The sequence below is a fragment of the Actinomadura barringtoniae genome (genome assembly GCF_017573505.1).
In the GTDB taxonomy this organism is placed as follows: Bacteria; Actinomycetota; Actinomycetes; order Streptosporangiales; family Streptosporangiaceae; genus Spirillospora; species Spirillospora barringtoniae.
Map to the genome: position 1 here is coordinate 89,507 of NZ_JAGEOJ010000025.1, position 26,758 is coordinate 116,264.

24 protein-coding genes are annotated in these 26,758 nt (G+C 70.4%); 18 read left to right on the top strand and 6 right to left on the bottom strand.

Annotated elements, in window-relative coordinates:
- Nucleotides 1-33 precede the first annotated feature (33 nt).
- The 6 genes from J4573_RS44765 (at nucleotide 34) to J4573_RS44790 (ending at nucleotide 6,961) form a co-directional block, all read left to right on the top strand.
- Nucleotides 34-807, top strand: a complete 774-nt coding sequence (locus tag J4573_RS44765; RefSeq protein ID WP_208262466.1) for an SDR family oxidoreductase — start codon at nucleotides 34-36, stop codon at nucleotides 805-807.
- A gap of 8 nt (nucleotides 808-815) precedes the next feature.
- A complete protein-coding gene (locus J4573_RS44770; protein WP_208262467.1) occupies nucleotides 816-1,580 on the top strand; it encodes a crotonase/enoyl-CoA hydratase family protein in 765 nt (254 codons plus the stop codon).
- 211 nt (nucleotides 1,581-1,791) lie between these two features.
- Nucleotides 1,792-2,874 (top strand): hypothetical protein, encoded by a 1,083-nt coding sequence (locus tag J4573_RS44775; protein ID WP_208262468.1) that lies wholly within the window; start codon nucleotides 1,792-1,794, stop codon nucleotides 2,872-2,874.
- Nucleotides 2,875-3,079: 205 nt separating this feature from the next.
- Nucleotides 3,080-3,796 carry a response regulator transcription factor gene (locus tag J4573_RS44780; RefSeq protein ID WP_208262551.1) on the top strand — a complete coding sequence of 239 codons (717 nt, stop codon included), beginning with the start codon at nucleotides 3,080-3,082 and terminating at the stop codon, nucleotides 3,794-3,796.
- 5 nt (nucleotides 3,797-3,801) lie between these two features.
- A complete protein-coding gene (locus J4573_RS44785; protein WP_208262469.1) occupies nucleotides 3,802-5,319 on the top strand; it encodes a sensor histidine kinase in 1,518 nt (505 codons plus the stop codon).
- Nucleotides 5,320-5,605: 286 nt separating this feature from the next.
- Nucleotides 5,606-6,961, top strand: a complete 1,356-nt coding sequence (locus tag J4573_RS44790; protein WP_307797429.1) for a trypsin-like peptidase domain-containing protein — start codon at nucleotides 5,606-5,608, stop codon at nucleotides 6,959-6,961.
- A 229-nt stretch (nucleotides 6,962-7,190) separates the two neighbouring features.
- Here J4573_RS44790 and J4573_RS44795 read toward each other — a convergent pair whose 3' ends face one another.
- Complete coding sequence (locus J4573_RS44795) at nucleotides 7,191-8,036, bottom strand: oxygenase MpaB family protein (RefSeq protein ID WP_208262470.1); 846 nt, start codon at nucleotides 8,034-8,036, stop codon at nucleotides 7,191-7,193.
- 100 nt (nucleotides 8,037-8,136) lie between these two features.
- Between J4573_RS44795 and arfB the strand changes: the two genes are divergently transcribed.
- Nucleotides 8,137-8,562, top strand: a complete 426-nt coding sequence (gene arfB / locus J4573_RS44800) for an alternative ribosome rescue aminoacyl-tRNA hydrolase ArfB (protein ID WP_208262471.1) — start codon at nucleotides 8,137-8,139, stop codon at nucleotides 8,560-8,562.
- 20 nt (nucleotides 8,563-8,582) lie between these two features.
- On the opposite strand, the gene def is transcribed toward arfB, so the two are convergent.
- On the bottom strand, nucleotides 8,583-9,164 hold the full coding sequence (gene def / locus J4573_RS44805) for a peptide deformylase (RefSeq protein WP_208262472.1): 582 nt from the start codon (nucleotides 9,162-9,164) through the stop codon (nucleotides 8,583-8,585).
- A gap of 111 nt (nucleotides 9,165-9,275) precedes the next feature.
- Nucleotides 9,276-10,304: a DivIVA domain-containing protein gene (locus J4573_RS44810; RefSeq protein WP_208262473.1), complete on the bottom strand. Its 1,029-nt coding sequence runs from the start codon at nucleotides 10,302-10,304 to the stop codon at nucleotides 9,276-9,278.
- Between the two features lie 347 nt (nucleotides 10,305-10,651).
- Between J4573_RS44810 and J4573_RS44815 the strand changes: the two genes are divergently transcribed.
- From J4573_RS44815 to J4573_RS44825, 3 genes are all read left to right on the top strand, one after another.
- Nucleotides 10,652-11,182: a gamma carbonic anhydrase family protein gene (locus J4573_RS44815; RefSeq protein WP_208262474.1), complete on the top strand. Its 531-nt coding sequence runs from the start codon at nucleotides 10,652-10,654 to the stop codon at nucleotides 11,180-11,182.
- A 225-nt stretch (nucleotides 11,183-11,407) separates the two neighbouring features.
- Complete coding sequence (locus J4573_RS55730) at nucleotides 11,408-15,409, top strand: AAA family ATPase (protein ID WP_208262475.1); 4,002 nt, start codon at nucleotides 11,408-11,410, stop codon at nucleotides 15,407-15,409.
- A 256-nt stretch (nucleotides 15,410-15,665) separates the two neighbouring features.
- Nucleotides 15,666-15,860 carry a hypothetical protein gene (locus tag J4573_RS44825; RefSeq protein ID WP_243774645.1) on the top strand — a complete coding sequence of 65 codons (195 nt, stop codon included), beginning with the start codon at nucleotides 15,666-15,668 and terminating at the stop codon, nucleotides 15,858-15,860.
- 191 nt (nucleotides 15,861-16,051) lie between these two features.
- Here the strand turns inward: J4573_RS44825 and J4573_RS44830 are convergent, their stop codons facing one another.
- On the bottom strand, nucleotides 16,052-16,255 hold the full coding sequence (locus J4573_RS44830) for a heavy-metal-associated domain-containing protein (RefSeq protein WP_208262476.1): 204 nt from the start codon (nucleotides 16,253-16,255) through the stop codon (nucleotides 16,052-16,054).
- A 216-nt stretch (nucleotides 16,256-16,471) separates the two neighbouring features.
- On the opposite strand from J4573_RS44830, the gene J4573_RS44835 reads away from it, so the two are divergent.
- The 3 genes from J4573_RS44835 to J4573_RS44845 are packed head-to-tail and all read left to right on the top strand — an operon-like array spanning nucleotide 16,472 to nucleotide 18,578.
- A complete protein-coding gene (locus tag J4573_RS44835; RefSeq protein ID WP_208262477.1) occupies nucleotides 16,472-17,089 on the top strand; it encodes a DUF47 domain-containing protein in 618 nt (205 codons plus the stop codon).
- The gene (locus J4573_RS44840) at nucleotides 17,086-18,246 is read left to right on the top strand and encodes an inorganic phosphate transporter (protein ID WP_243774613.1); all 1,161 of its coding nucleotides are present in this window, start codon (nucleotides 17,086-17,088) and stop codon (nucleotides 18,244-18,246) included. Before J4573_RS44835 ends, J4573_RS44840 begins: the two co-directional genes overlap by 4 nt.
- A gap of 35 nt (nucleotides 18,247-18,281) precedes the next feature.
- Complete coding sequence (locus J4573_RS44845) at nucleotides 18,282-18,578, top strand: chorismate mutase (protein ID WP_208262478.1); 297 nt, start codon at nucleotides 18,282-18,284, stop codon at nucleotides 18,576-18,578.
- A gap of 73 nt (nucleotides 18,579-18,651) precedes the next feature.
- On the opposite strand, the gene J4573_RS44850 is transcribed toward J4573_RS44845, so the two are convergent.
- Nucleotides 18,652-20,361, bottom strand: coding sequence for a bifunctional metallophosphatase/5'-nucleotidase (locus tag J4573_RS44850; protein WP_208262479.1), 1,710 nt, complete (start codon nucleotides 20,359-20,361; stop codon nucleotides 18,652-18,654).
- 109 nt (nucleotides 20,362-20,470) lie between these two features.
- Here J4573_RS44850 and mshD point away from each other — a divergent pair, with 109 nt between their 5' ends.
- The 5 genes from mshD to pstB all read left to right on the top strand — a co-directional run bounded on the left by mshD (nucleotide 20,471) and on the right by pstB (nucleotide 25,735).
- Nucleotides 20,471-21,403: a mycothiol synthase gene (mshD, locus tag J4573_RS44855; protein ID WP_208262480.1), complete on the top strand. Its 933-nt coding sequence runs from the start codon at nucleotides 20,471-20,473 to the stop codon at nucleotides 21,401-21,403.
- Nucleotides 21,404-21,649: 246 nt separating this feature from the next.
- On the top strand, nucleotides 21,650-22,753 hold the full coding sequence (gene pstS / locus J4573_RS44860; protein ID WP_208262481.1) for a phosphate ABC transporter substrate-binding protein PstS: 1,104 nt from the start codon (nucleotides 21,650-21,652) through the stop codon (nucleotides 22,751-22,753).
- 284 nt (nucleotides 22,754-23,037) lie between these two features.
- Nucleotides 23,038-24,024, top strand: a complete 987-nt coding sequence (gene pstC, locus J4573_RS44865) for a phosphate ABC transporter permease subunit PstC (protein WP_307797430.1) — start codon at nucleotides 23,038-23,040, stop codon at nucleotides 24,022-24,024.
- A complete protein-coding gene (gene pstA, locus J4573_RS44870) occupies nucleotides 24,021-24,923 on the top strand; it encodes a phosphate ABC transporter permease PstA (RefSeq protein ID WP_208262482.1) in 903 nt (300 codons plus the stop codon). The genes pstC and pstA overlap by 4 nt, the downstream gene beginning before the upstream one ends.
- Before the next feature lie 35 nt (nucleotides 24,924-24,958).
- Entirely contained in the window at nucleotides 24,959-25,735 is a 777-nt protein-coding gene (gene pstB, locus J4573_RS44875; protein WP_208262483.1) for a phosphate ABC transporter ATP-binding protein PstB, read from the top strand.
- 175 nt (nucleotides 25,736-25,910) lie between these two features.
- On the opposite strand, the gene J4573_RS44880 is transcribed toward pstB, so the two are convergent.
- Nucleotides 25,911-26,627: a winged helix-turn-helix transcriptional regulator gene (locus tag J4573_RS44880; RefSeq protein ID WP_208262484.1), complete on the bottom strand. Its 717-nt coding sequence runs from the start codon at nucleotides 26,625-26,627 to the stop codon at nucleotides 25,911-25,913.
- Nucleotides 26,628-26,758: the final 131 nt, after the last annotated feature.

The following is a 26,758-nucleotide window of genomic DNA, read 5'->3' on the forward strand; positions in this document are numbered from 1 at the left end:
ATCACATTCGGTCCCTGACGTAAGGTGCTGCTTATGGACCTGAACGGAGTTTCCGCCGTCGTTTCCGGTGGTGCGAGCGGTCTCGGTGAGGCCACCGTCCGCGCGCTGGCCGCCGATGGCGCCAAGGTAGTCGTCGCCGATCTCAACGAGGAGAAGGGCAAGGCCCTCGCCGACGAGATCGGTGGCGTGTTCGTCAAGACGGACGTGTCCAACGAGGAGCAGGTGCAGGCCGCCGTCCAGGCCGCCGTCGACACCGGCGCCCCGCTGCGCGTCATCGTCAACAGCGCCGGCATCGGCTGGGCCTCCCGTACCGTCGGCCGGGACGGCACCCCGCACGACCTCGGCCAGTTCGAGACGGTCATCCGGGTCAACCTGATCGGCACCTTCAACCTGATGCGGATCGGCGCCGCCGCGATCTCCAAGACCGAGCCGGCCGACGCCGACGGCGCCCGCGGCGTGGTCATCAACACCGCCTCCATCGCGGCGCTCGAGGGCCAGACCGGCCAGGTCGCCTACTCCGCGTCCAAGGGCGGCATCGTCGGCATGACGCTGCCCGCCGCCCGCGACCTCGCCGCGATCGGCGTCCGGGTCAACACCATCTGCCCGGGCATCATCGACACCCCGATCTACGGCGAGGGCGAGGCCGCCGACGCGTTCAAGGCCAAGCTCGCCGCGCCGATCCCCTTCCCCAAGCGCATGGGCAAGGCGTCGGAGTTCGCCCACCTGGTGAAGTCGCTCATCGAGAACGACTACATGAACGGCGAGACCATCCGTTTCGACGGCGGCATCCGCTTCCAGCCCAAGTGAGGAACTGAATGTCAGAGGCTGTTCTCACCGAGGAAGACGGCGCCGTCCTCGTCATCACGATCAACCGTCCCGAGGCCCGCAACGCGGTCAACGGGGAGGTGGCGCGGGGCATCGCGGCTGCGCTGGACGAGCTCGACAGCCGCAAGGACCTGTCGATCGGCATCCTCACCGGCGCCGGCGGCACGTTCTGCGCGGGCATGGACCTGAAGGGCTTCCTCACGGGCGACAACCCGATCGTGGAGGGCCGCGGGTTCGCGGGTATCGTCGAGCGCCCGCCGGCCAAGCCGCTCATCGCCGCCATCGAGGGCTACGCCCTGGCCGGCGGCTGCGAGATCGCGCTGTCCTGCGACATGGTCGTGGCGTCGAACGAGGCGCAGTTCGGGCTGCCCGAGCCGAAGCGCGGTCTGGTGGCGGCGGGCGGCGGCCTGCTGCGGCTGCCGCAGCGCATCCCCTTCCACATCGCCATGGAGATCGCCCTCACCGGCGACAAGTACCCGGCGAGCCGGATGGCCGAGCTCGGCTTCGTCAACCGCCTCACCGAGGCCGGCGGGGCCCTGGCGGCGGCCAAGGAGCTGGCGCTCAAGGTCGCCGAGAACGCGCCGCTGGCGCTCGCGGCCACCAAGAAGGTCATCGTCGAGTCGCCCGACTGGTCGTCCGAAGAGGCCTTCAAGAAGCAGTCCGAGATCACCATCCCGGTGTTCGTCTCCAAGGACGCCCAGGAGGGCCCGGCCGCCTTCGCCGAGAAGCGCAAGCCGAACTGGAAGGGCGAGTAGCCCGGACAGGGACCGACTGTCCGACTGACGCCCGGAGCCACCGCACGGCTCCGGGCGTCAGCCGTTTTCCTCCGTCATCTGTCACACGCGCACGGGTGGGACGAGGGTTACGCGAGAGGCCTGATCCGGCCACTGGGGGGACCCCCTTACCCTCCGGTAAGTCTTCCCGTACTCTTTTGTCCCGCCTTGACCCGATCTTGGGAGTGGACACATGCGAAGGAACGCCTTGCTCGCCGCGGCGACTGCCGTGACCTGCGGCGTCGGGGTGGTCGCGGTGACCGCCGCCCCCGCGGACGCCGCCGCCTGGCGGAACATCACCAGCAAGTCGCTCGCCTATGACGGCAGCCTCGACCGGGTCGACTTCGTCAGCAAGAACGTCGGCTGGGCGGTCGGCAGCCAGGGCAACATGTTCAGCCCGAAGGCCGTGATCGTCCGCTGGAACGGCTCGGGCTGGGTCCGCCAGGCCAGCCCCGTCGCGTTCTCCCCGACCGACGTCGCCGCCGCGGGCCCGAAGAAGGCCTGGATCATCGGCTACAGCCTGAGCGGTTTCACCAGCCTGTACTGGAACGGCGTGAAGTGGGCCAAGGTCGCCTACCCGATGGTCGGCTTCCCGTCCCAGGTGGCCGCCTCCGCCGACGGCACCGCCTACTCGGTGGCGGGCGTGGACTCCTCCGGCGGCGGCCTGAGCTCCGTGCTCCGCTGGAACGGCAAGGGCTGGACCAAGATCAACCTTCCGTTGCCCGCCAGCTCCAGCATCACCTCCGTGGACGTGCGCTCCAAGAACGACGTCTGGCTGGCCGGCACGACCTCCCCGATGGGCACCACGGTCAACGGGATCGTGCTGCACTGGAACGGCAAGGTCTGGCAGAAGCTCAACATCCCCGGCTCCATGGGCATCCCGGCCTACCAGGGCGTGCTGAACAAGATCGTCGCGCTCTCGCCGACCAACGTCTACGTGTCCCGGGTCCGTCAGAACGCGCAGATCACCAACGCGATCCTGCGCTGGAACGGCAAGACCTGGAAGACCATCAACACCCCGCTGAACGCCGCCGGCATCGGCCTGTCGGGCGACGGCCACGCCGGCGTGGTGATGCTGCCCATCACCAACGGCACCCGGTCGCAGTACATGCACTACACCGGCTCGGCCTGGAAGACCTACAACGGTCCGGTCCGCAACAACGGCGGCGTCCAGATCGGCGACGTGGACAAGCGCCCGAACACCACCGGCATCATCTCCGTCGGCACGTCCTCCAGTGCCAAGAAGAAGATCCCCTTCATCGAGTACTTCGGCTGATCTCGTAGGCGTAGTCAGAAGGCGGGCCCGCGCACGGCGCACGGGCCCGCCTTCGGCGTTCCAGCCAGCCGAAACGCCTCGCCGGAGCGGCCTCATCGAACTCCCAGGGAGCCTTCAGGGTCCTTTCAGGTTCACCTGAAAGCCTCTGCGATGATTGCGGAGGGGGACGGTGGCCACAGTGACTGAGCAGGCGGCGAGCATCGGGATGCGCAGCGAGGCGGGGGCGAACGCGCCGGAGGCACGGCTGCTCGTCGTCGAGGACGAGCCGAACATCCTCGAGCTGCTCGCGGGCAGCCTCCGCTTCACCGGCTTCGAGGTGATGACGGCGACCAACGGCGCCGAGGCCGTTCAGGCGGCCCAGCGGCACCGGCCGGACCTGATCGTGCTGGACGTCATGCTGCCCGACATCGACGGGTTCGACGTCGTACGGCGGCTGCGGTCCGGGGGGACGCACACGCCGGTCGTGTTCCTGACCGCGCGGGACGCGGTGCAGGACCGGATCAAGGGCCTGACGATCGGCGGCGACGACTACGTCACCAAACCGTTCAGCCTGGAGGAGGTCGTCGCCCGCATCCGCGCCGTGCTGCGCCGGGTCGGCGGCGGCGCGCCCGAGCCGTCCCCGCGCATGGTCTTCGCCGACATCGAGCTGGACGAGGACAGCCACGAGGTCTGGCGCGAGGGGCGCCCGATCCAGCTGTCGCCGACCGAGTTCAAGCTGCTGCGCTACTTCATGGCGAACGCGGGCCGGGTGCTGTCCAAGGCCCAGATCCTCGACCACGTGTGGAACTACGACTTCCGCGGCGACGCCGGGATCGTGGAGTCCTACGTCTCGGCCCTGCGCCGCAAGGTCGACAACATCGAGCCGCGGCTGATCCACACCCTGCGGGGGGTGGGCTACGTGCTTCGCTTGCCGCCGAAGTAAAGATCATGACTGTTTCGGGGGGAACGGGCCGGGGGGCGCTCGCGCGGCTGCGCGCGGTCCCCGAGCGGACGCCACTGCGGGTCAAGCTGATCGCCGGGATGCTCGTGCTGGTCACGCTCGGCCTCGCCGTGATGGGCACGGCCGGGGTGTGGGTCCTGCGCGACTACCTGGTCGGGCGGGCCGACAACCAGCTCCGCATGACGGCGGCCAGCATCGAGGGGCAGATCGAGCGCCAGCGCGACAACCCCAGCGGCCAGGCCTACTTCCGCGTGCCCGCCGACACCTACTGGGAAGTGCGGGACGCGAACGGGCGGGTCACGCAGACCCAGGGCCCGACGATGCTGAGCCATGGCCAGCCCAAGGTCCCGGGGAACGTCACGAGCCGGACCGGCACGCCCTTCACCACGCCGGGCAAGGGCGGCTCGTCGGCGTCGTGGCGGGTCCTCGCCGAGCAGATGCCCGGCGACCAGACCCTGGTGCTCGCGCTGAGCATGAACGAGGCGGACCGTACCGTCGGGCAGCTGGTCGGCATCGACCTGATCGTCGGGGTGCTGGTGGTGGCCGCGCTGGCGGCGCTCGGCATCTGGCTCGTTCAGGCGAGCCTGCGCCGGCTCGCCGAGATCGAGTCGACCGCGAGCGCGATCGCTGCCGGCGACCTGTCCAGACGGGTGCCCGAGGCTGATCCGCGCACCGAGGTCGGGCGGCTCGGCCGTTCGCTGAACACCATGCTCGCGCAGATCGAGGCCGCGTTCGGGGCGCGTGCGCACTCCGAGGCCGCGGCGCGCCGTTCCGAGGAGAACGCGCTGCGCTCGGAGGAACGGATGCGGCGGTTCGTCGCCGACGCCAGCCACGAACTGCGCACCCCGCTCACCGCGATCCGCGGGTTCGCCGAGTTCTACCGGCAGGGCGCGGCCCGTTCACCCGAGGAGCTGGATCGCCTCATCGGCCGCATCGAGGACGCGGCGTCCCGGATGGGCCTGCTCGTCGAGGACCTGCTGCTCCTCGCGCGGCTCGACCGGCAGCGCCCGATCGAACGGCGGCCGGTGGACCTGCTCGCGGTCGCCGCCGAGGCGGTCGAGGAGACCCGGGTGGTCGCGCCCGACCGCTGCGTGGACCTGTCGGTGAAGGACGGGATCGCCTACCAGGTGCTCGGCGACGAGGCGCGGCTGCGCCAGGTGATCGGCAATCTGCTGGCGAACGCGGTGGCCTACACGCCGGAGGGCTCGCCGATCGAGGTGCGGCTCATGTCGGCGACGCTGCACGGGACGCCGGCGGCCGCGTTCGAGGTCGCCGACGAAGGCCCGGGCCTCACGCCGGAGCAGAAGGAACGGGTCTTCGAGCGCTTCTACCGCGCCGACCCGTCACGCGGCGAGTCCGGACGCGGGCGTTCGGACAGCGGGACCGGGCTGGGCCTGGCCATCGTCGCAGCGCTGGTCGCGGCGCACGAGGGCATTGTCGAGGTCGAGTCGGCCCCGGGCGAGGGCGCCGTCTTCCGCGTCCTGCTGCCGCTCGCCGACGACTGATCCTGGGGATGTTCCCAGGATCTCTTGGCGAAGCTTGAGAATTGATCCAGGTTTCATTCAGGTACGTCCGCTTGGCTGGTTCGCACAGGGCGCCCCCTGGGGCGCCGGACCGGTGAACTGGGGGTGCGCGCCCTGTGCCAACGTCACGAAGAGGCCGTGAACGGAGCCCGTTCACGGCCTTCGTGTTGGGCCGGGGAGCGCGTTCAGGTGACTTTCAGGTTCAGTCCAGGTCCGTTGCAGACGCGTTGGACATTCTCATCCTGACTAAGCCAAACAGGGGGTCAGAGTGAGCGCCGAGCAGCCGAACGGAACCGAGGGCAACGAGCGTCCCGGCTTCGCCCCGCACGGGGAGCAGCCGCGGCAGGAGCAGGGACAGGGGCGTACGCCCGACACGTCACAGCCGTGGACGGCGCCGCAGCCGCCCCACGCCGCCGCGCAGCCGCACGGCACGCCGTCGCCGCAGGGCGCCGGCATGCCGCCGCAGAGCGCGCAGGCACCGCAGGGTCCGCACGCGCCGCAGGCACCGCAGGTTTCGCAGGGGCCGCAGGGCCCCGGGCAGCCGCCGCAGGGCCCGCAGGGTGTGCAGCCGCCGCTTGGCGCGCACGGACCTGGACCGCAGGGCGCTCAGGCGCCGCATGGCACGCACCCGTTCCCGGGCGGTGGCCCGCAGGGTGGCGGGCGGCCTCAGGGCATGCCGCAGCCGCCGTACGCCGCGTTCGGAGCACCCGCGGCTGGAGCCGCAGGCCACGACGGAGGCTGGGGAACGCCTCCGCAGCAGGCACCGGCGTTCGGCAGCTCCGCCTGGTGGACCATGCGCCGCAAGCTCGCCGCGGTCGGCGCGGCCGCCGCGCTCGCCGTGGGCGCGGGCGGCGTCGGTGCGGTCGCCGCGACCGCGCTGTCGGGCACCAACACCGTGTACGGCAGCCCGACCGCGGTCTCCGGGGCGTCCACCAAGGGCGGCACGACGGCCCAGGTCGCCGCGGCGGTCCAGCCGAGCGTGGTGTCCATCCAGGCACGGACGGGGACGGGCGGGGCCACCGGGTCCGGCGTGATCCTGCGCTCCGACGGCGTCATCATGACCAACGCGCACGTGGTGGCGAACGCCCAGCAGCTCACCGTGAAGTTCAGCGACGGCAAGACCGCGAGCGCCAAGCTGCTCGGTTCCAGCACCGCCAACGACATCGCCGTGATCCAGGCGCAGGGCGTGTCCGGGCTGAAGCCCGTGACGCTCGGCGACAGCAGCGCGCTCGCCGTGGGCGACCAGGTCCTGGCGATCGGCAGCCCGCTCGGGCTGGACGGGTCGGTGACCTCCGGCATCGTGAGCGCGCTCGGCCGTGAGATCAACGAGGGCGACTCCGGCGACGACGGCGGCGGCCAGGACCAGCAGCTCCCGCCGGGGCTGCGCGGCCAGGTCACCGAGCAGGAGTCCGCGGTGATCAAGAACGCCATCCAGACCGACGCGGCGATCAACCCGGGCAACTCCGGCGGCGCGCTGGTGAACGGCGCCGGGCAGCTGATCGGCATCAACACCGCGATCGCGACCTCGGGCCAGAACTCCGGCAGCATCGGCGTCGGCTTCGCGATCCCGGTCAACGACGCCAAGAAGGTCGCCGAGAAGATCATCCAGGGGTCGGCCGGATGACATAGAGCTCACCGGAGGCCGGGCGCCGGACAGCGCTCTGGGGGGAGCGGGCGGTCGGCGCGGGCCTCCGGTGGTAGACGAGTCGAAAGGGAAAATCTGGTTGAGGGGCCAGTTCCCGGGGGTCGGCTCGAGGGAAGGTGCGGCCGTGGCCGTCTCCAATGGGGGTTGGAGACGCCGCGGCCGCGTCGCCTTTCCAGGACGAACGCGGCGGGCGCGCAGGACGAGGGCGTCAGGCCGGCTTGCGCGGCGTCTTCACCGTCAGGACCGGGTCGCGCTGAGCAGAGAGCTTGGCGAGCGTCCGGCGCGTGGTCATCAGGTAGTACTCGCGCGGGAACGTCCGTACGCGCGACGGCAGCCGCGGGTAGACGGCGGCCAGGGCGGTCATCAGGAGCCGGAAGCGCCGCTGCCGGGCGCGGTCCCAGGTCCAGCCGTACTGCTCGCGGATCGGCGCGGGCATCAGCCCGGCCGTGAGCAGCCGCACCATCGCCAGGCCGGGCGCGCCGAGCGGGCCGGTGGGCAGCTTCGGGTTCAGGACCTGGTCGGCGATCGCACGGGACGCGTCGGTGATCTTCAGGCTCTGGACCATCTCCGCGTAGTAGACGCGGAAGTCGGGATAGGCGGCGGGCATCCGGTCCTCGGGGCAGCCGAGGATCGTCGCGTAGACCTTGGTCTGCTGGTAGAGCTCGTCCAGCTCGGCATCGCTGAAACGCCGCCGGAACAGCTCCTGGTAGAACTGCGCCGCCACCGCGAACAGCGTCGCCGCGACCCAGACCTGCAGCTCCGGGTCGTTCGCCTCGTAGCCGGGCCCGGTGATCTGCTCGTGGCCCTTGCGTACGAGTGCGCTGAAGCGTTCGGCCTCGTCGCGCGTGCCGAACTGCACCGCGTACAGCCAGCCCATGGTGTTCTGCAGGCGCCGCAGCGGGTTGTCGGCCGTGTAGCTGTGGTCGTACACGCCCTGCGCCACCTTGGGGTGGGCCGTCTGGAGGAGGGACGCCGCCCCGCCCGCCGCGATGAGCACGCCCTCGCGGGTGACGAGCCGGATGAGGTCGCCGTCCCTGAACAGTCCGTCGGTCATGGCGATCATTGTAAGTAAGTACTTGCTTCAAAGTCACGCCGACCGGGCACCGCCGAAAATCGAGGAGACATGATCGACGGCGGGCGGGGATAATCAGGGCATGCCCGCCGAGATCCATGTCCGCGGCTCGTTCTCCATCCCGGAGTCCGAGCTCAGCTGGCGATTCTCCAGATCCTCGGGGCCGGGCGGGCAGCACGTGAACACCAGCGCGACGGCCGCCGAGCTGTCCTTCGACGTGGCCGGCTCCCCGTCCGTCCCGGACAACCTGCGCGGGCGTGCGCTGGAACGCCTGTCGGGCCGCCTCGTCCGCGGTGTGCTCACGATCCGCGCCGAGGAGTACCGCTCCCAGCAGCGCAACCGTGACGCCGCCCGCGCCCGCCTCGCCTCGATCATGGCCGACGCCACGGCCCCGCCCCCGAAGAAGCGCATCCCCAAGAAGATCCCGCGCGGCATCAACGAGCGCCGCCTGGAGAGCAAGAAGCGCCGTTCCAGCGTGAAGCGCCAGCGTTCAAACCGCTGGGACTGACCCGCGGCCGGCGCCACCGTTCAGCCGTCGGCGGCCCGGATGGCTCGCATGGCCTCGCGGCGCTGTTCGCCCGACAGAACGTCGATGTAGACCTTGCCCGCCAGGTGGCCGCACTCGTGCTGCAGGCAGCGGGCGAAGTAGCCGGTGCCCTCGACGCGGATCGGCTTGCCCTTGAGGTCGACGCCCTCGACGACGGCGTGCGCGTGCCGGGGAGTGTCGTAGCGCTTGCCGGGCAGCGACAGGCAGCCCTCGGCCTCGATCAGCATCTCCCCGTCCGCCGCGACGAGCACCGGGTTGACCACGTGGCCCACGTGGCGGCGGCCCTCGTCGTCGTTGCAGTCGTAGACGAAGATCTGCTGCGAGACGCCGATCTGGTTGGCGGCCAGGCCCGCGCCCTCCGCCTCGTACATCGTGACGAACATGTCGTCGATGAGCCGTTCGAGCGCCTCGTCGAAGGTGCGCACCGGGTCGCACTCGGTGCGGAGCACCGGGTCGCCCAGCGTTCTGATGGGGCGGACCGTTCCGCCCCGGTTTCCCCGCTTGGTGTCGCGCGGGTGACGCGCCTCGCGCGCCTCTCCCGCCTCGCGTGCAGCCTTGCCCATGCCAAAGATCCTAATAACCGAACACGGTGTCTCCGCCACCCCGGCCGAAGCCTGGTGGCGGAGACACCGTGCGCCCGTTGATCTCCTGAACCCGCCCGCGGCGGTCCGAGGTCAGCTGGGGTCGCCCGCGGGGCCGGACTGCGGCGGGATGGACGGGCCCTCGGAGTCCACCGGCGGCTTGGCCTGCGGCGGAACCTGCGGCTCGATCGGGCCGGTGTCGGCCTCGTGCTTCTCCAGCCCGGGACCGTGCGACGGCGCGTGCGGCGCCATCGGGGCCTGGGCCGGAGCCGGCTTCGGCGTGGACGGAACGGCCGGAGCCGACGGCCCCGACGGGGAGGACGGAGACGACGGGGCGGACGGCATCGACGGCGCCGAGGGCCGGGAGGCGACGGGCGGCGGGCCGGCGGGGGCCTGCGGCTTGCGCGGGCCGGGCGCGCTCGGCGCCTTCACCGCGTCCTCGACCATCTTCTCCAGCGGGCCGGCGTCGTTCTCGGCCTTGAGCAGGCGGTTCAGCGTCTCGCTGATCTCGGTCAGCCGCTGCAGGGACTGCGTGTGGTTCTTGGTGAGCTGGGTCAGCCGGGTCGTCGCGCCCTCGTTGATGACGCTGGCGCGCCGCTCGGAGGCCGTCAGGGTGCGCTCGGCCTCGAGGCGGGCGCTCGTGACGGTCTGCTCGGCCTCCTGCTTGGCGGCGGTCAGAACGCTGTCGGACTCCTTCTTGGCGGAGGCCAGCACCTGGTCGGCCTTCTGCTTGGCCTGGGCCAGATCGTCGCCCGCGCGCTCACGGGCCTCGTCCACGATGCGCTTGGACTCGTTCTCGGCGTCCTTGCGGATCTGGCCGCCCTTGGCCTCGGCCTCGGCCACCTTGTCCTTGGCCTCGTCCTCGGCCAGGTTGATGATCTGGCGGAGCCGGTCGCTCAGGTCGTCACCGGTCGGCTTGCGCGCCTCCCGGACCTCGGCCATCTCGCGACGGGTGCGTTCCACATCGTCGAGAGCGCGGGCGAGCCGGGCCTCGAGTTCACGGATCTGGTTCTGGCTGCGGGCGATGAACTCGTCGACCTGGCGGCGGTTGTAGCCGCGCATGACGATCTCGAAGGATTCCTCGCGAAGGAGGTTCGGCAGGATTTCTGCTTCGTTGTTCATGATGCCTTGGGGGGTCATGGACGAGGTTGATCACCCCGTCAGGGGTCAGGAGACAGCCGGGAAACGTCAGGGTTGACTCTTGTCCGGTCCACCCCATTCGCGCAACCGGAACGCTCGTTGTTGCTGCCATTTCTTAACCTGGGGCGGGTCGGCAAGTTGTCCAATCTTAGGAAATTTCGCGTCAATGTCGTCGCGGCGCGCAACCTGCCCGGGTGGGTTGTGCGTCCTTTTCGGTAGGCACCCGTCGTGCGCGGCGGCAGCCGCGCCGAGCCGCCTCTTCCGCATCCTGTCCACGGGGGCAGGCCCGCCGCGGGCTCCCCCGCACGACGGGGCCTACGATCGCCCCTATGAGCAGCGAGAGTTACGTGGGGGCCCTGGGCCCGGACGAGCCGCGCATCCACCCCGACGCCTGGGTCGCGCCCGGCGCGGTCGTGGTGGGCAAGGTCACGCTCGGCCGCGATTCCAGCATTTGGTACGGCTCGGTACTGCGCGGCGACGACGAAGAGATCATTGTCGGGAACGAGTGCAACGTCCAGGATCTTTGCTGCCTGCACGCCGACCCCGGAACGCCCGCCGTACTGGAGGACAGGGTCAGCTTGGGCCACAAGGCCATGGTGCACGGTGCGCACGTGGAGACGGGCTCGCTCATCGGAATCGGTGCCATCGTTCTGAACGGCGCCCGTATCGGTGCCGGGACGCTTATCGCCGCCGGTGCGCTCATCCCGCCCGGTAAGCAGATTCCCGCCGGCGTTCTGGTTAAGGGCTCCCCAGGCAAGGTCGTACGGGAGTTGAACGACGATGATCGCCTTGTCCTGGCGCACACCTACGAGGTGTATGTGAAGAAGGCCCAGCGGCACCGTTCGGCCACCTGGCACTGACCCGCCGCCACCCTCAGGGCCCCCCGCGCCGCCCCGCGGCCGCCCTCACGGCCACCCTCACGGCCACCCCGCGCTGACCCAGAGCCACCCGGTGCTGACCCACGGGCCCGTCGCCCGCACTACGATGACCATGTGGTGTGGGGACCGGGCTATGGCAGTGCTCCGCCGCCCAGCCCCCCGACGGGGCAGGATCCATTCTCGGCGGCCGAGCACGATACGAGGGCGATGGTGGCCGCGGGCTGGTGGGCGTCGGCGCCTCCACAACAGCGCCAGCACGCCATCGGCGGGCGCATGCTCATGCTGCCCGACGGCACGTGGTGGCTGTTCGGAGCATGGGCGCGCTGGTACCGCCTGCATCCCTCAGACGGCCAGTGGTACCTCTGCCCGCCTCCGCTTTCCCCGGCCGTGCGCATGGCCGCCCGGCCCGCCCAGCACGGCAGCGGGCAGGTCCCGGCCCTGCCGCCGCACGTCGTGCCCGCCGGGCCGGACTTCTCCTACTCGCCGCCCATCTCGCTTCCCTTCGTGGGGCACGGGTTCGCGACGGACCTGACGTACAACGTCCGTTCGACCGTCGAGTCGGCCGCCGCCCTGCCGACCTCCGAATACCCGCACTGGTGGTCGCAGTTCACCCCCGAGACGCCCTCGACCGTCGCGGTCTCGTGGGGCGTCATGCTCTGGTGCTGCAGCGCCCCCGCCTTCGACTCGCGGCTCGACGGGCAGATGCTCGACCTCTGGAAGCCCTACAAGGCCAAGCCGCTGCCGGATGTGGACGGCCCGCGCTGGCTGACCCCGCCGCCGCTGGAGGCCCTGGTCGGCCTTTATGCCGAACGGCTCAGGGCGAGCAGGGTCGACGCCGCCGTGGTCGTACTGCGGACCATGTGGGCGGTGGCGAGCGTTCTGCGCGAGGACCCGCGCTTCCAGGTGCGGGCCGACGCCCTGCTGGAGATGCTCAGCGCCACCCTCAGCAACCCGACGGTGGACTACGGCGCGCTTCCTTATGGAGACCAGGCCCTCGTGCAGCAGTGGCTGACGCGCTGCCCGCCGCACCTGGTGCCCGCGCTGCGGAACGAGAGTTCGCCCGGGGACAACTTCCGCCACGCCTACTACAGCCTGGCCGAGGTGATCGGCGACCTCGCCGGAGACCCGGCCGACCCCGCCTACATCGAGCCCCGGCTGGTGGCGGCCGCGCTGGTGGCCGCCGACCTGGACGTCGTACGCAAGGAGATGGCGGCCAACATCGTCCCCTGGCTCGACCCGGAGATCCGCTACACCGTTCAGGCGGTCGGGAGCCAGGCAGGACATCCGCTGCGCCGCCTGTGGCCCACGGACCAGCGGCTGCCTGACCCGTTGCGGGCCGCGCTGGCCCAGGGAGACGCCGCCGAACGCGTGCTCGCCGCCACGTACGAGGTGGACCTGGCCTGGTGCCGCCTCGCCGGGATGCCCGCCAGGCCGCGCGGCTTCCCGGTCCCCACGGCCGTCATCGCCGAACTCATCGGCCGCGAGCGCGCACGGGCCACGGCCGCCGCCGGCTCGACCGGCGCGGCGCCCGCCGCCCCCGCGTACGCCCAGCATCAGACGCCGCTCAGCTCGCAGAGCCAGCCGGGCCTGAAACCCGGGGCGCCGCCGCAGCCCATGGGGATGCCCGAGCCGCCCGGCCAGCCGTACGTACAGCCGCCCGCTCAGCCGGGCGCGGGCGGACCGCACGGCTTCAACCAGGCCCAGCCGCCGCCCCCTCCCGCGGCGGCGGCAGCGCAACCGTCCGCTGAGGAGCAGGAGGGGGAGAACTACGCCCCTCCCTACACCGAGCTGGGCTTCCAGCGCCCGGGCGGCGCGCCTCCCGCCCCCGTCCAGGCCGCCTCGCCCGTTCCGCCGCCTCCGCCTGGCCAGCCGGGCCAACCTCCTCAGCCGTACGCGGCCCAGCAGCCACCGCCCGGCGTCCCGGCCCCGCCCCAGGCCCCTGTCCCGCCTGGCGCGGCGGCAGTCCCTGCCGAGGAGCAGCCGGAGTCGGAGCACTACGCCCCGCCCTACACCGAGCTGGGTTTCCAGCCCGCAGGTGCCCCACCGGCGGGTTTTCAAGGCGGACCCCCGCAGCCCCAAGGCCAGCCCCCTCAGCAGCAGCCTCCCGGCCAGCCGCCCCAGCCTCCCGGCCAGCCGCCGCAGCCTCCCGGCCAGCCGCCGCAGCCTCCCGGCCAGCCGCCGCAGCCGCAGCCCCAGCCTCAGGCCGCCCAGCAGGCTCAGTTCGGGCAGCCCGCTCCCGTTCCGCCGGAGCCTGAGAAGCCGGTCGATCCCTACGCCACCCGCTTCGACGAGGGGGCAGGCAAGAGGCGCCCTCAGGGACAGCCCGTTCCCCCGGCGCCTCAGCAGCAGGGCCCGCCCGGCACGCGCATCATGCCCCCCGGCGGCGTGGACGGCGACCAGCCCGGCGGCGCAGGCGGAGGCGGCGCGCCTCCCGGCGGCGGTACGCGGATCATGTCCGAGACCATGGTCGGCGACTTCGACTTCCTCGACCACACGCCCTCGCCCGACACCCCCATTCACGAGATCCCGCCGCCTCAGGAAAGCGTGGACCGCCGCGTGCTGGAGCGGTACGGCATCAGCCTGGTCTCCGGCTCCCAGGACGCGGGGGAGCTGCTGGACGATCTGCGCGGGCGCATCGAGAGCTGGCACGTCCCCGGCGAGGACGACATCGAGGCCACCCGGGTCGACGGGCGGCCGTCGGCGATGGGCGTGCCGAGCATCCTGCTGGTCGGCGGCCCGCACACCGGGCAGCGCCGGCTGGCCCGCATGATCGCGCTCACCGCCGCCGACGCGGGGCTCGGCGACGGGTCCATCCGCGCCGCCGACGCCGATGACGTCCGGGAGGCGCCCGCGGAGGGCATCGCCAGGATCCTCGGTTCCGCCGCGCAGCAGCCGAACGGCCCCGGCGCAGGCGGCGTGGTCCTCTTCGAACGCCTGGACGTGGCGGTCACGACGGCGGCCGACCCGGTGGCGTCCGCGGCCGCCGTGCGGCGCGCGCGGCGCGACCCGTCGGCGGGCAACCTGCTGATCGCCACCTGCGAGCCCCGCGCGTTCAAGCGCCTGGCCAAGGACCATCCGCGGCTCACCGAGATCTTCCGGGTCTACCGGATGCCCGACCTCACCGAGCTCGACGACCGCATGACGCTGCTGCACCTGCTGGCCGACGAACGCCGCGTCACGCTCGCCAACGCGGCCCTGGAGGTCGCCCGCGAGGACCTGGCGCGGCTGCGCGGTCCCGGCGACCTGGTCAACGCGCGCCTGGTGGAGACCTACCTCGACAAGGCCTGCCAGCGTTCGCTCGAACGCGCCGGAGCGTCCAGGGACCGGCTGGTGCTCACCCCCGACGACCTCTCCGGGGTCGCCGAGAGCATCGAGCCCGCGCTGCGCCCGCCCGGCGACATCGACGGCTACCTGCGCCGCCTCGACGGGCTGAGCGGGCTCACCGGCGTCAAGGCCGCCGTACGGGAGCTGATCGAGGAAGCGCGGCTGGCCGCCGACCGTGCCCGCTACGGCGTGGAGAGCGGTTCGCGGCACCTGGTCTTCACAGGCCCGCCCGGCACCGGCAAGACGACGGTCGCGACCCTGCTCGGCGGCATCTACGCGGCGCTCGGCCTGCTCGACTCGGGGCACGTGGTGGCGTGCCGCCCGGTTCACCTGGCGGGCCGCGACCAGCTCGACACCGAGGGCCGCGTCGCGGGCATGGTCGACCAGGCACTGGGCGGCGTACTGCTGATCCAGGAGGCGTACCGCCTGGACCGCAGCCCCGACGTGGTGCGCGAGCTGCTCGACCAGATGGAGGAACGCGCCGACCGCTTCGTGATCATCTGCTCGAGCCCGGGGGCCGAGATGGAGGGCTTCCTGTCGGGCAACCCCGCGTTCCGCGCCGAGATGGGCCGGGTGCTGGAGTTCGAGGGGATGGGCGACCGCGACCTGGTGCGGCTCTTCCAGGACTACGCCGAACGCGACCTGTACATGCTCGACGAGGAGCTCCGCGTGGAGCTGCTGTCCCGCTTCGCCCGGATGCGGCAGGACCCGGCCTTCGCGTACGCCAGGACGATCCGCGGGCTCTTCGAGCAGACCGTCGCCCGGCAGGCCGCCAGGCTCGCGGGCGCGGACGTCAACGCCGCCACGGTGGCCCGCCTGACCGCCCGGGACCTGCCCGAATCACCGCTGGAACAGATGCTGGGCGACTTTCACCAAGGCCGCTGAGAGGTCGCCGACGGACCGCTGAGAACGGCAGAAAGGCCAGGTCGTTCCGGCATGAAGCGGTCAAAACCCGGGAAGGCTCGTCATGAGAGTCCCGGTGGATGAGGCCCGATTGGTATAGGCCCGGTGCCCCTAGCGCGGTGGCGGGAAGTAGCCATGAGGGTGAGGGATGGAGTGGCCCTCGAATGGCCCTCTTGGGTCATGCCCCTTCGGCCGTCCGAAGCGTAGCCTCGTCATTGGGTGTGGGGAACGAACGGAGGTGGACGCGGTGCGCCAGCAGAATCTCGACCTGCGCGTCCACGACCGTGTTGCGCTGGACGAGATCGAACTCTATGCCGAGATGCTCAGTGCGGTGGCATCGGCCGAGCGGCCGCTGACCATCGCTGAGATCGACATGGTGCTCGGCGTACGTCAGAGCGAAGCCGGTCGTCGCGAGCTAGCGCCGCAAGATTAGCCGACGAACACCGCGCCGGGGACCGCACGAGCGGCCCCGGCGCAACCCACACCGGTCCGCGCAACCCACACCGGTCCGCGCAACCCACACCGGTCCGCACACCGACCCGCTTCAGTGCACGCCTCGGGATCGATCCCGGGGTGTTTTTTATTGACCGATCGCGCTTCCCGACCGGTGCCACATTTCGGAAATCATCCGGCGATTTCGTAGCCCGCTTCGTCGATCGCGGCGCGCAGTGCGGCGTCGTCGAGGCCGTCGCCACGCACCGTGACCATCTTGGCGTCCACATCGACGGCCACGTTCCGCACGCCGGACACCCGTCCGACCTCGCCGTTGATCGCGTTGACGCAGTGCGCGCAGCTGATTCCGGGCACGCTGTAACGAATCTCACTCATCGTCCTGATCGCTCTCCGTAGTGGGTTCGGGTGACCGAGCCTAGGGCGTGTCTTCGCAGATCGGGGCGTGTGTCGGGGGTGTGCGCTTCTTGATCTAGGGCAACCTTGTAAGTGAGAGGACGGAGGACGGCGGCCGAAGCTGGGGCAAAGGTTCTTTTTACGGCTGGTTGCGCCTACGATCCTCTGCGGACTGTTCCGGCATTTCAGGAGAACGACGTGCGCTTGCGTCTCACGCCGCGTGAGGACAGCTTTTACGACATGTTCGCCGACTCGGCGAACAACCTGGTCACTGGCGCCAGGCTGCTCGTGGAGCTCATCAGCGACGGTGCTGACCGGGAAGCGATCGCGGAGAAGATGCGCGCCTGCGAGCATGCGGGCGACGAATGCACTCACGCGATCATGCGCCGGTTGAACGAAACGTTCATCACCCCGTTCGACCGCGAGGACATCTATCGGCTGGCCTCGACGCTCGACGACGTGATGGACGAGATGGAGGAGTTCGCGGACCTCGTCGTGCTCTACAAGATCGACGAGTTCCCCAAGGGCATCGTCCACATGGTCGAGGTCCTGGAGCGTGCCGCCGAGCTGACCGCCGAGGCGATGCCGAGGCTGCGCTCGATGAAGGAGCTGAACGAGTACTGGATCGAGGTCAACCGCCTGGAGAACCAGGGTGACCAGGTCTATCGCAAGCTCCTGGCCACGCTGTTCAGCGGCGAGTACGACACGCTGACCGTGCTCAAGCTGAAGCAGATCATCGATCGCCTCGAGGAGGCCGCGGACGCCTTCGAGCACGTGGCCAACACCGTCGAGACGATCGCGGTCAAGGAATCATGAGCGAGCCCTCCGACGCGGGCGCGACCCTCACCAAGGACGTCGCGCCCGGGGCGGATCCTTCGCTGGCCGAACAGGCCCGGCGGGGACCGAGCAAGTTCTGGCTGCTGATGCCGGCCGGTCTCGCCCTGGTGATCGTGCTCGGCGCGATCGGGGTCCGGTCGGACGCCCAGATCGCGGTGCTGATCCTGGTCGTCATCGTCTCGCTGGTCTTCGACTACACCAACGGCTTCCACGATGCCGCCAACGCGATCGCCACGTCGGTGTCCACCCGGGCCCTGACGCCGCGCGCCGCGCTGCTGATGGCCGCCGTGATGAACATGGTCGGCGCGCTGCTCGGCACCGAGGTCGCCAAGACCATCAGCGAGGTCATCGAGCCGCCGGACGGGCTGCACGGCCTGACCGTGGTCGCGGCGGGCGTGCTCGGCGCGATCACCTGGAACCTCATCACCTGGTTCTTCGGCCTGCCCTCGTCCTCGTCGCACGCGCTGATCGGCGGCGTCGTCGGCGCGGGCCTGGCCTCGGCCTCGCTCGTGCACTGGCAGACGGTCGTCGACAAGGTGGCCGTCCCGATGGTGGTGTCGCCGATCGTCGGCTTCGTGCTGGCGTACCTGGTGATGATCGCCATCCTGTGGATCTTCCGCCGGGCGCACCCGGGCAAGGTCAGCCGCCGCTTCCGCATCGCGCAGACGCTCTCGGCCGCCTCCATGGCGCTCGGGCACGGCCTGCAGGACGCGCAGAAGACCATGGGCATCATCGTGCTCGCCCTGGTCACGACCGGGCACTCCGACGGCGAGGGCGTCCCGCTCTGGGTGATCCTGTCGTGTGCGGGCGCGCTGTCGCTCGGCACGTACGCGGGCGGGTGGCGCATCATGCGGACGCTCGGCCGCAAGGTGATCGAGCTCGATCCCCCGAAGGGGTTCGCCGCCGAGGCGACCGCCTCGGTGGTCCTCTATGCGGCCGCCTACATCTGGCACGCTCCAATTTCGACCACCCACACGATCACCTCGGCGATCATGGGTGTCGGCGCGACCAAGCGGCTGTCCGCGGTCCGCTGGGGCGTCGCCGGCAACATCGTGGTCGCCTGGATCCTCACCATGCCCGCCGCGGCCCTGGTCGCGGCCGTCGTCTACTGGCTGGTCCACGCGTTCGGCGCCTGACGGATTCGGTACTCGACGAATGGGATGATCTCGGCATGGATCAGCCGACATCGCTCACCGAGGTCCGTTCGCGCATCGACGCCATCGACGGCGACCTGATCGCGCTGCTCGCCGAGCGCCAGGGCCTGGTGCGCGCCGCCGCGGCGTTCAAGACCGACGAGCAGGCCGTACGGGCGCCGGACCGGGTGGCGAAGGTCGTCGCGCTGGCGCGGGAGCGCGCCGAGGCGGCGGGCCTGGCCCCCGAGGTCGCCGAGTCGGTCTGGCGGGCGATGATCGGCGCGTTCATCGAGCTGGAGCTGACCGAGCACGCCACCCACCGCCCACCCGCCTGAAAACGCCGATCTTGCTCTCAGCGCCCCTGCGAGGTGCGTGGGAGGGCGCTGAGAGCAAGATCGGCGTGTTGGACTACCTGCCGCTGATGCGGTCGAGCGCGGGCGGCGCGACCGGGGACGCGGTGCCCATGTAGGCGACGAAGGCGTCCAGGTCGATCGGGCCGAGGACCTGGTCCTTGCCCTCGGTGAACGCGGCGAAGCCGTCACCGCCGCCGAGCAGGAAGTTGTTCGCCGCGACCTTGTAGGTGGCGGCCGGGTCCACGGCCTTGCCGTCGACGGTGATGTTCGAGACGCGGTCGCCGATCGCCTTCGAGCGGTCGATCGTGAAGTGCAGCGTCGAGGACGGCTGCAGGATCTTCTCGCCCGCCGAGGTCCACTGCTGCTCGAGCAGCTTGTCGAGCTGCGCCCCGGTCAGCGAGGTCACGCCCATCACGTTGCTGAACGGCTGGACGGCGAACGACTCGCCGTAGGTCACCACGCCGTCGCCCTCGGAACCGCTCGCCTTGTAGATCAGGTCGGTCCGGACGCCGCCGGGGTTCATGACCGCGACCTGCGCGCCCTTGTCCTTCATGCTCGCCAGCTGCGCGTCGGCGATGACGTCGCCGAGCGTGGTCTCACCTGCGGCGGACGGGGTGCGGTTCAGGTCGGCCGTGATCTTGCCGATCGGCTTGTTGGCGATCGTGGCGACCCGGTCCTTCCAGGTCTGCACGAACTTCTCGGTCGCCGGGTCCGGCGCCACGTCGCGGGTGACGACGTGGTTGTCGCCCTTCACCGAGGAGCGCACGATGTCGTCGGTGCGCTTGTCGACCTGGAAGTCGATCTGCGTGATGACCCGGCCGAACGAGGAGCCCGAGGAGTAGAAGCGCGGGTTGCCCTTGGGGTCGGGGACCGAGCAGACGTACTGCTGGTGGGTGTGGCCCGCCAGCACCATGTCGATGTCGGGGTCGGCGTCCTTGGCGATCCGGGTGCCGGCGCCGGCGATCACGTTGCAGTCGTCGGGCTTCTGCCCGGCGGGGACCTGGTCGCCCTCGTGCACCAGCAGCACCATCGCGTGCACGCCGCGGCGCTTCAGCTCCTTGGCCGACCGGTTGGCGGCCTTGACCTCGTCCTCGAACTTCAGGCCCTTGATGCCGTCCGCGGTGACGATGCTCGGCGTGGTCTTGGTGACGACGCCGATGAAGCCGATCCTCACGCCGTTGATCTTGCGGATCGTCCAGGGCTTCAGGATCGGCTTGTTCTTCTTCTCCTTGAGGACGTTCGCCGCGAGGTAGTCGAACTTGGCGCCCTTCCACTTGCCCGCGGGGGAGCAGCCGTCCGTCGGGTGGCAGCCGCCGTTCTGGATCCGCTGCAGTTCCTTGTAGCCCTCGTCGAACTCGTGGTTGCCGACGGCCGAGGCCGTGACGCCCACGTCGCCCAGGAACTGCACCGACGGCTCGTCGTGGTAGGCGGCCGAGATCAGCGGCGACGCGCCGATGAGGTCGCCCTGCGCCACCGTCAGGGTGTTCTTGTCGCGCAGCTGCTTCAGGTGGGCCGCCACGTAGGCCGCGCCGCCCGCCGGAACGGACTTGCCGTTCTCGTCGATGGCCGTGCCCGAGCTGCCGGTGGGCGGCTCGAGGTTGCCGTGGAAGTCGTTCAGCGACAGCAGGCGTACGGTCGCCGTCCGCGCGGGGTGCTTGCCTGGCTTACCGGCCTTGCCCGGCGTGGCCGCGGCGGGCTGGGCCGCCAGGCCCACCACCGCCAGCCCCACCGCGGCGCAGGCCAGGGTGATGCGTCGTCGAGTCATCCCGGCACTCTAGGACGGCCGGTCATCACGTTTCCGGACGGCCAAATGACGTTTCCATGACGGTTTGACCAGTGCCGGGGGCCCGGTCGTTGCCCCTAGGGTGGGGATCATGGCTGACGTGCAGGTGCGTTCCGCGGAATCTCCCGTCCCGGCTGCCGAGGCGGACGAGATCGCGGCCCTCGTCGACGCCGCGACCGCGGCCGACGGGGTCGGCCCGCTGTCGGAGGCGTCGCGGCTCTGGCTGCGCAACGGCGGCGGCGCGGCGCGCGGCCTGGTCCTGCGCGAGAACGGGGAGAACGGCGAGCCCGGGAATGACGGCGAACTCGTCGCGTACGCCCACTTCGATCCGGCCACAGAAGAAGAGAGCGCGGCGGGGGAGTTGGTCGTTCACCCCGACAAGCGCCGCCGAGGCCACGGCCGAACCCTGCTGAGGGCGCTCCTTACTGAAGCGAACGGCCCGTTCCGCGTCTGGGCGCACGGGGATCTGCCCGCCGCGGCCGCGCTGGCCGAGGCCGAGGGCATGGAACGCGTCCGTGCCCTCTTCCAGATGCGCCGCCCTGCCGCCGATCCGCTCCCCGACATGAAGGTCGCCGACGGCGTGGCCCTCCGTACGTTCAGGGTCGGTCAGGACGAGGACGCGTGGCTGGAGGTCAACCGGCGCGCGTTCGCCGATCACCCCGAGCAGGGCGCCTGGACGATCACCGACGTGCTGCAGCGGGAGAACGAGCGCTGGTTCGACCCGAGGGGCCTCTTCCTCGCCGAAAGTGAACGCGACGGAAACCTCCTCGGCTTCCACTGGACCAAGATCCACCCGGACGGCTTCGGCGAGGTGTACGTCGTGGGCGTGGATCCGGCCTCCCAGGGCCTGGGGCTCGGGCGCACGCTCACCCTCGCGGGCCTGCGGTTCCTCCAGTCCAAGGGGGTCCCGCAGATCCTCCTCTACGTGGACGAATCCAACGTCTCCGCCGTGAAGCTGTACGAGTCGCTCGGCTTCACCAGGCACGCCGTCGACGTGATGTACGGGGCATCGACAGATGCCTGAAATGCCCTGTATGTAGGCCGTTTAGAGGCTTGTGACCTGCGGTGTTAACCCACCGTCCATGCCAAAGCGAGACATTCTTACTGGCTCTGCCCAGTCGGGTTCATGCTCCGTTCACCTAGATCAGGGTGAGTGGACATCTCCCCTGCTTAGCGTCGCTCTCGACGGCGAGCCCGCCACCCTGGACGCATGGTGCCAGCACAACCCCCGGTCGGGCCGCCGCCCTTACGACTAAGAGGAGACCCTCCGGTGAAGAACGGATCTCGGCTGGCCGCCCTGGGCGGAGTGGTCGTCGCGGGCGCTCTCGCCCTGACTGCCTGCGGGAGCGACGACAACTCGGGCACGAGCGCGAGTAACGCCCCGACCGGCAATATCGACTGCGCGAAGTCCACGGTGAACGCGGACGGGTCGAGCGCGCAGAAGAACGCCATCGAGGAGTGGACGAAGCAGTACTCCACCAAGTGCTCCGGGGCGAACCTGAACTACCCGGGCAACGGCTCGGGCGCGGGTATCAAGAGCTTCACCTCCGGCCAGGTCTCCTTCGCGGGCTCTGACTCGGCGCTGAAGCCCGAAGAGGTCACCGCGGCCAAGACCCGCTGCCAGGGCAACAACGCCCTGAACCTCCCGATGGTCGTCGGCCCGATCGCCGTCGTCTACAACGTCAAGGGCGTCGACGGCCTGAAGCTGTCGCCGGAGACGATCGCGAACATCTTCGCGGGCAAGATCAAGACCTGGAACGATCCCGCGATCGCCAAGGAGAACTCCGGCGCCAAGCTGCCGAGCTCCAAGATCAGCACGGTCTACCGCGGCGACGAGTCGGGCACGACCGAGAACTTCACCAACTACCTGCACACGACCGCCCCCGCGGCGTGGACGTGGGAGAAGGCCAAGAAGTGGCCGAACCCGGTGGGCCAGGGCGTGCAGAAGTCCGACGGCATCGTGAACCAGGTCAAGAGCACCGACGGCTCGATCTCCTACGTGGAGATGTCGTACGCCAGCTCGAACAACCTGCAGACCGCCGACGTCAAGAACGGCGCCGGTGAGTACACCAAGCTGTCGGCCGACAGCGCCTCCAAGACCGTCACCGGCGCCAAGATCGTCGGCACCGGCAACGACCTCGCGCTGAAGATCGACTACGCCACCAAGGAGGCGGGCGCCTACCCGATCGTCCTGGTGACCTACGAGATCGCCTGCGAGAAGGGCCTCCCGGCGGACCAGTCCAAGTTCGTCAAGTCCTTCCTGACCTACACCTCGAGCGCCGACGGCCAGAAGGTCCTCACCGACCTCGGCTACGCCCCGGTGCCCGACGCGGTGCTGACCAAGGTCCAGGCGTCGGTCAAGGCACTGTCCTGACCCGACACGACGAGTCCAGCAGCCCCGCCGCCGACGACCTCGGCGGCGGGGCAAGCCTGGGTTCCGGCACCGCCGATGACCGGGCCGGCAGCCCGGCCGATGACCGGGTCCCCAGCCCGGCCGATGACCGGGCCGCAGGCCCGACCGGCGCCCCAGCGCCCCGCGTAGCCGAACGAGGAGGAACCCGCCGTGAGCGAAGCGAACCAGCAAACACAGCACCGAAGGTCACGCATGACCGAGCCGCTGGGCGAGGTGGCCTCCGAGCCGCTAGGCGAGGTGGCCGCGTGACCAGCGAGACCGGCGTCGGCGTCGAAGCGACCGCCGGCGCCAAACACCGCGCCACCGGAAGGCCGATGAGCACCGGCCGCGCGGGCGACAGGATCTTCGCGGGCCTGGCCCGCGGGTCGGGCATCCTCGTGCTCGTCATCATGGCGGCGATCGCCGCCTTCCTGGTGTGGAAGGCGATCCCCGCACTGCAGAAGAACCACGCGAACTTCCTCACCTCCGAGACGTGGGACCCGAACGCCACGGTGCCCAAGTTCGGCATCGCGCAGCTGGCGTTCGGCACGGTCGTCTCGGCGCTGCTGTCGCTGGTCATCGCCACCCCGGTCGCGATCGGGATCGCGCTGTTCATCGCGTTCTACTCGCCGCGCCGGCTCGCCAGCGGCCTGGGCTATGTCGTCGACCTGCTCGCCGCGGTGCCCAGCATCATCTACGGCCTCTGGGGCGTGCTCGTGCTGGCGCCCCACATGGACGGCGTGAGCAAGGGCCTGAACTCGGTCCTCGGCTGGATCCCGCTGTTCGGCGGCGACAGCCCCGGCAAGAACTCGATCTTCACCGCCTCCGTGGTGCTGGCGATCATGATCCTGCCGATCATCTCGTCGATCTCGCGCGAGATCTTCCTCCAGGTGCCGCAGGCCAACATGGAGGCCGCGCTGGCGCTCGGCGCCACCCGCTGGGAGATGATCCGGATGGCCGTGCTGCCGTACGGGCGGTCCGGCATGATCGGCGCCTCGATGCTCGGCCTCGGCCGCGCCATGGGCGAGACGATCGCCGTCGCGCTGGTGCTGACCCAGGTCCCCGGGATCAACATCCACATCCTGGAGAACGGCGGCAACACGTTCGCGGCGAACATCGTCCGCAACTTCAACGAGTCGCTCGACACCGGCCGCGGCGCGCTGATCGCCTCCGGTCTCGTCCTGTTCGTGATCACCCTCGTCGTCAACATGGCGGCCCGGGCGGTCGTCGCCCGCCGCAAGGAGTTCGTGTGACAACCGCGACCACCCCCGCCAAGCGCCCGGCGACGCTCGGGTCGGTCTCCACGGGCCGCAAGATCAAGGACCGCGTCGTCCAGGCCCTGGTCTACGTGGCCTTCCTGCTCGCGCTGATCCCGCTGATCGCCGTGCTCTACACGGTGATCAAGAACGGCGTCGCGCGGCTGGACGGCACCTTCCTCACCCACTCGATGAAGTTCATCGGGGGCAAGGACGCCGGCGGCGGCGCCTACCACGCGCTGATCGGCACCCTGGAGCAGGTGCTGCTGTGCAGCCTGATCGCCGTGCCGATCGCGGTGCTCACCGCGATCTACCTGATCGAGTACGGCGCGAACGGCCGGCTGGCCCGCGCGGTCAGCTTCTTCGTCGACGTCATGACGGGCATCCCGTCGATCGTCGCGGGCCTGTTCATCGCGGCGCTGTGGCTGCTGACCTTCAAGTTCACCTACTCCGGCTTCGCGGGCGCGCTGGCGCTCAGCATCCTGATGATCCCGACCGTGGTGCGCGCCACCGAGGAGATGCTGAAGCTCGTCCCGAACGACCTGCGCGAGGCCTCCTACGCGCTCGGCGTCCCGCGCTGGCGGACCATCATGTTCGTGATCCTGCCGACGGCGCTGCCCGGCATCCTCACCGGCATCATGCTCGCCGTGGCCCGCGTCATGGGTGAGACGGCCCCGCTGCTGCTGACGATCTTCTACACGCAGGTGATCAACAACGACCCGTTCAGCGGGCCGCAGGGATCGCTGCCCACGTTCATCTGGTCCAACATCGGCGACCCGCACCAGACCGCGCACGACCGCGCCTGGGCCGGGGCGCTGCTGCTGATCATCATCATCATGGTGCTCAACCTGATCGCCCGGTTGGTCGCCCGCCGATTCAAGCTCGCCGGCCGCTGAGCCGTCCCGAAAGACCCATAAGGAGCATCAACCCCATGGCGAAGCGGATCGAAGTCTCCGGACTGCACGCCTACTACGGCGGCGTCCACGCCATCGAGGACATCTCGATGACGGTCGAGCCGCGCTCGGTGACGGCGTTCATCGGCCCCTCCGGCTGCGGCAAGTCCACGTTCCTGCGCACCCTCAACCGGATGCACGAGGTCATCCCCGGCGCCCGCGTCGAGGGCAAGGTCCTGCTGGACGACGAGGACCTGTACGGCAGCTCGGTGGACCCCGTGGCGGTCCGCCGGGTCGTGGGCATGGTGTTCCAGCGGCCCAACCCGTTCCCCACCATGTCGATCTACGACAACGTGGCCGCGGGCCTCAAGCTGAACGGCGTGCGCCGCAAGTCGCAGCTGGACGAGATCGTCGAGGAGTCGCTGCAGGGCGCCAACCTCTGGAACGAGGTCAAGGACCGCCTCGGCAAGCCCGGCGCGGGCCTGTCCGGCGGCCAGCAGCAGCGCCTGTGCATCGCCCGCGCGATCGCCGTGCAGCCCCAGGTGCTGCTGATGGACGAGCCGTGCTCGGCACTGGATCCGATCTCCACGCTGGCGATCGAGGACCTCATCGCCAAGCTGAAGCACCAGTACACGATCGTCATCGTCACCCACAACATGCAGCAGGCCGCCCGTGTCAGCGACCGGACCGCGTTCTTCAACATCGCGGGCACCGGCAAGCCCGGCAAGCTCATCGAGATCGACGAGACCAGCAAGATCTTCACCAACCCGGAGCAGAAGGCCACCGAGGACTACATCACCGGCCGCTTCGGCTGATCTTCGCGGCCTCGGGGGCCTCGCCTAGCGGCTCGGCCCCCCGAACCGCAAAGAGTGCGAGCGCGACATCGCTTCGCGATCTTCGTCCCGGGCGCTCGCCTTCGGCGTCGCGCCCGGGACTCAGGTAACGCGCTCGCGTGCGGGCTGAGGTTCTCGCGGGGACTGCGCCGGGTGCTCAGGCGGGGGCGGGGGCCGCTGCCTCCTCGGACTCTTCGGGGCGGTGGTCGGGGACGAAGCGGTAACCGACGTTTCGGACCGTTCCGATGAGCGACTCGTACTCGGCGCCGAGCTTGGCGCGCAGGCGGCGGACGTGGACGTCCACGGTGCGGGTGCCGCCGAAGTAGTCGTAGCCCCAGACCTCCTGGAGGAGCTGCGCGCGGGTGAAGACGCGGCCCGGGTGCTGGGCGAGGTACTTCAGGAGCTCGAACTCCTTGAAGGTGAGGTCCAGGATCCGGCCGCGCAGGCGGGCGGTGTAGGTGGCCTCGTCGATGGTCAGCTCGCCGCTGCGGATCTCGCCCGGCACGTCCTCGGCCTCGGCGACCGACACGCGGCCCACCGACAGGCGCAGGCGGGCCTCCACCTCGGCGGGGCCCGCGGTCTGCAGCAGGACGTCGTCCAGGCCCCACTCGGGGCTCAGGGCGGCCAGGCCACCCTCGGTGACGACCGCGAGGAGCGGGCTGTCCAGGCCGGTGGTGCGCAGCAGGCGGCACAGGCTCTTGGCCTGGACCAGGTCGCGGCGCGCGTCCACCAGGACGACGTCGGAGGGCGGCGCGTCCAGCAGCGCGGACGCCTCAGCCGGCGCGACGCGGACCGAGTGCAGCAGCAGCCCGAGCGCGGGCAGGATCTCGTCCGACGGTTCCAACGCGTTGGTCAGCAAGAGCAAGCTGCTCAAGTGCCGCCTCCTCGCCCTAAAGACGTCAAGGACCCAGGCGGCTCATCCTCCAGCCCGGCCATAGGCCGCCGACTCTGGGAGGAGAGGTGACCATGAAGGGTGGTGAATGAACTCCATGGCCTCGTCGCCCG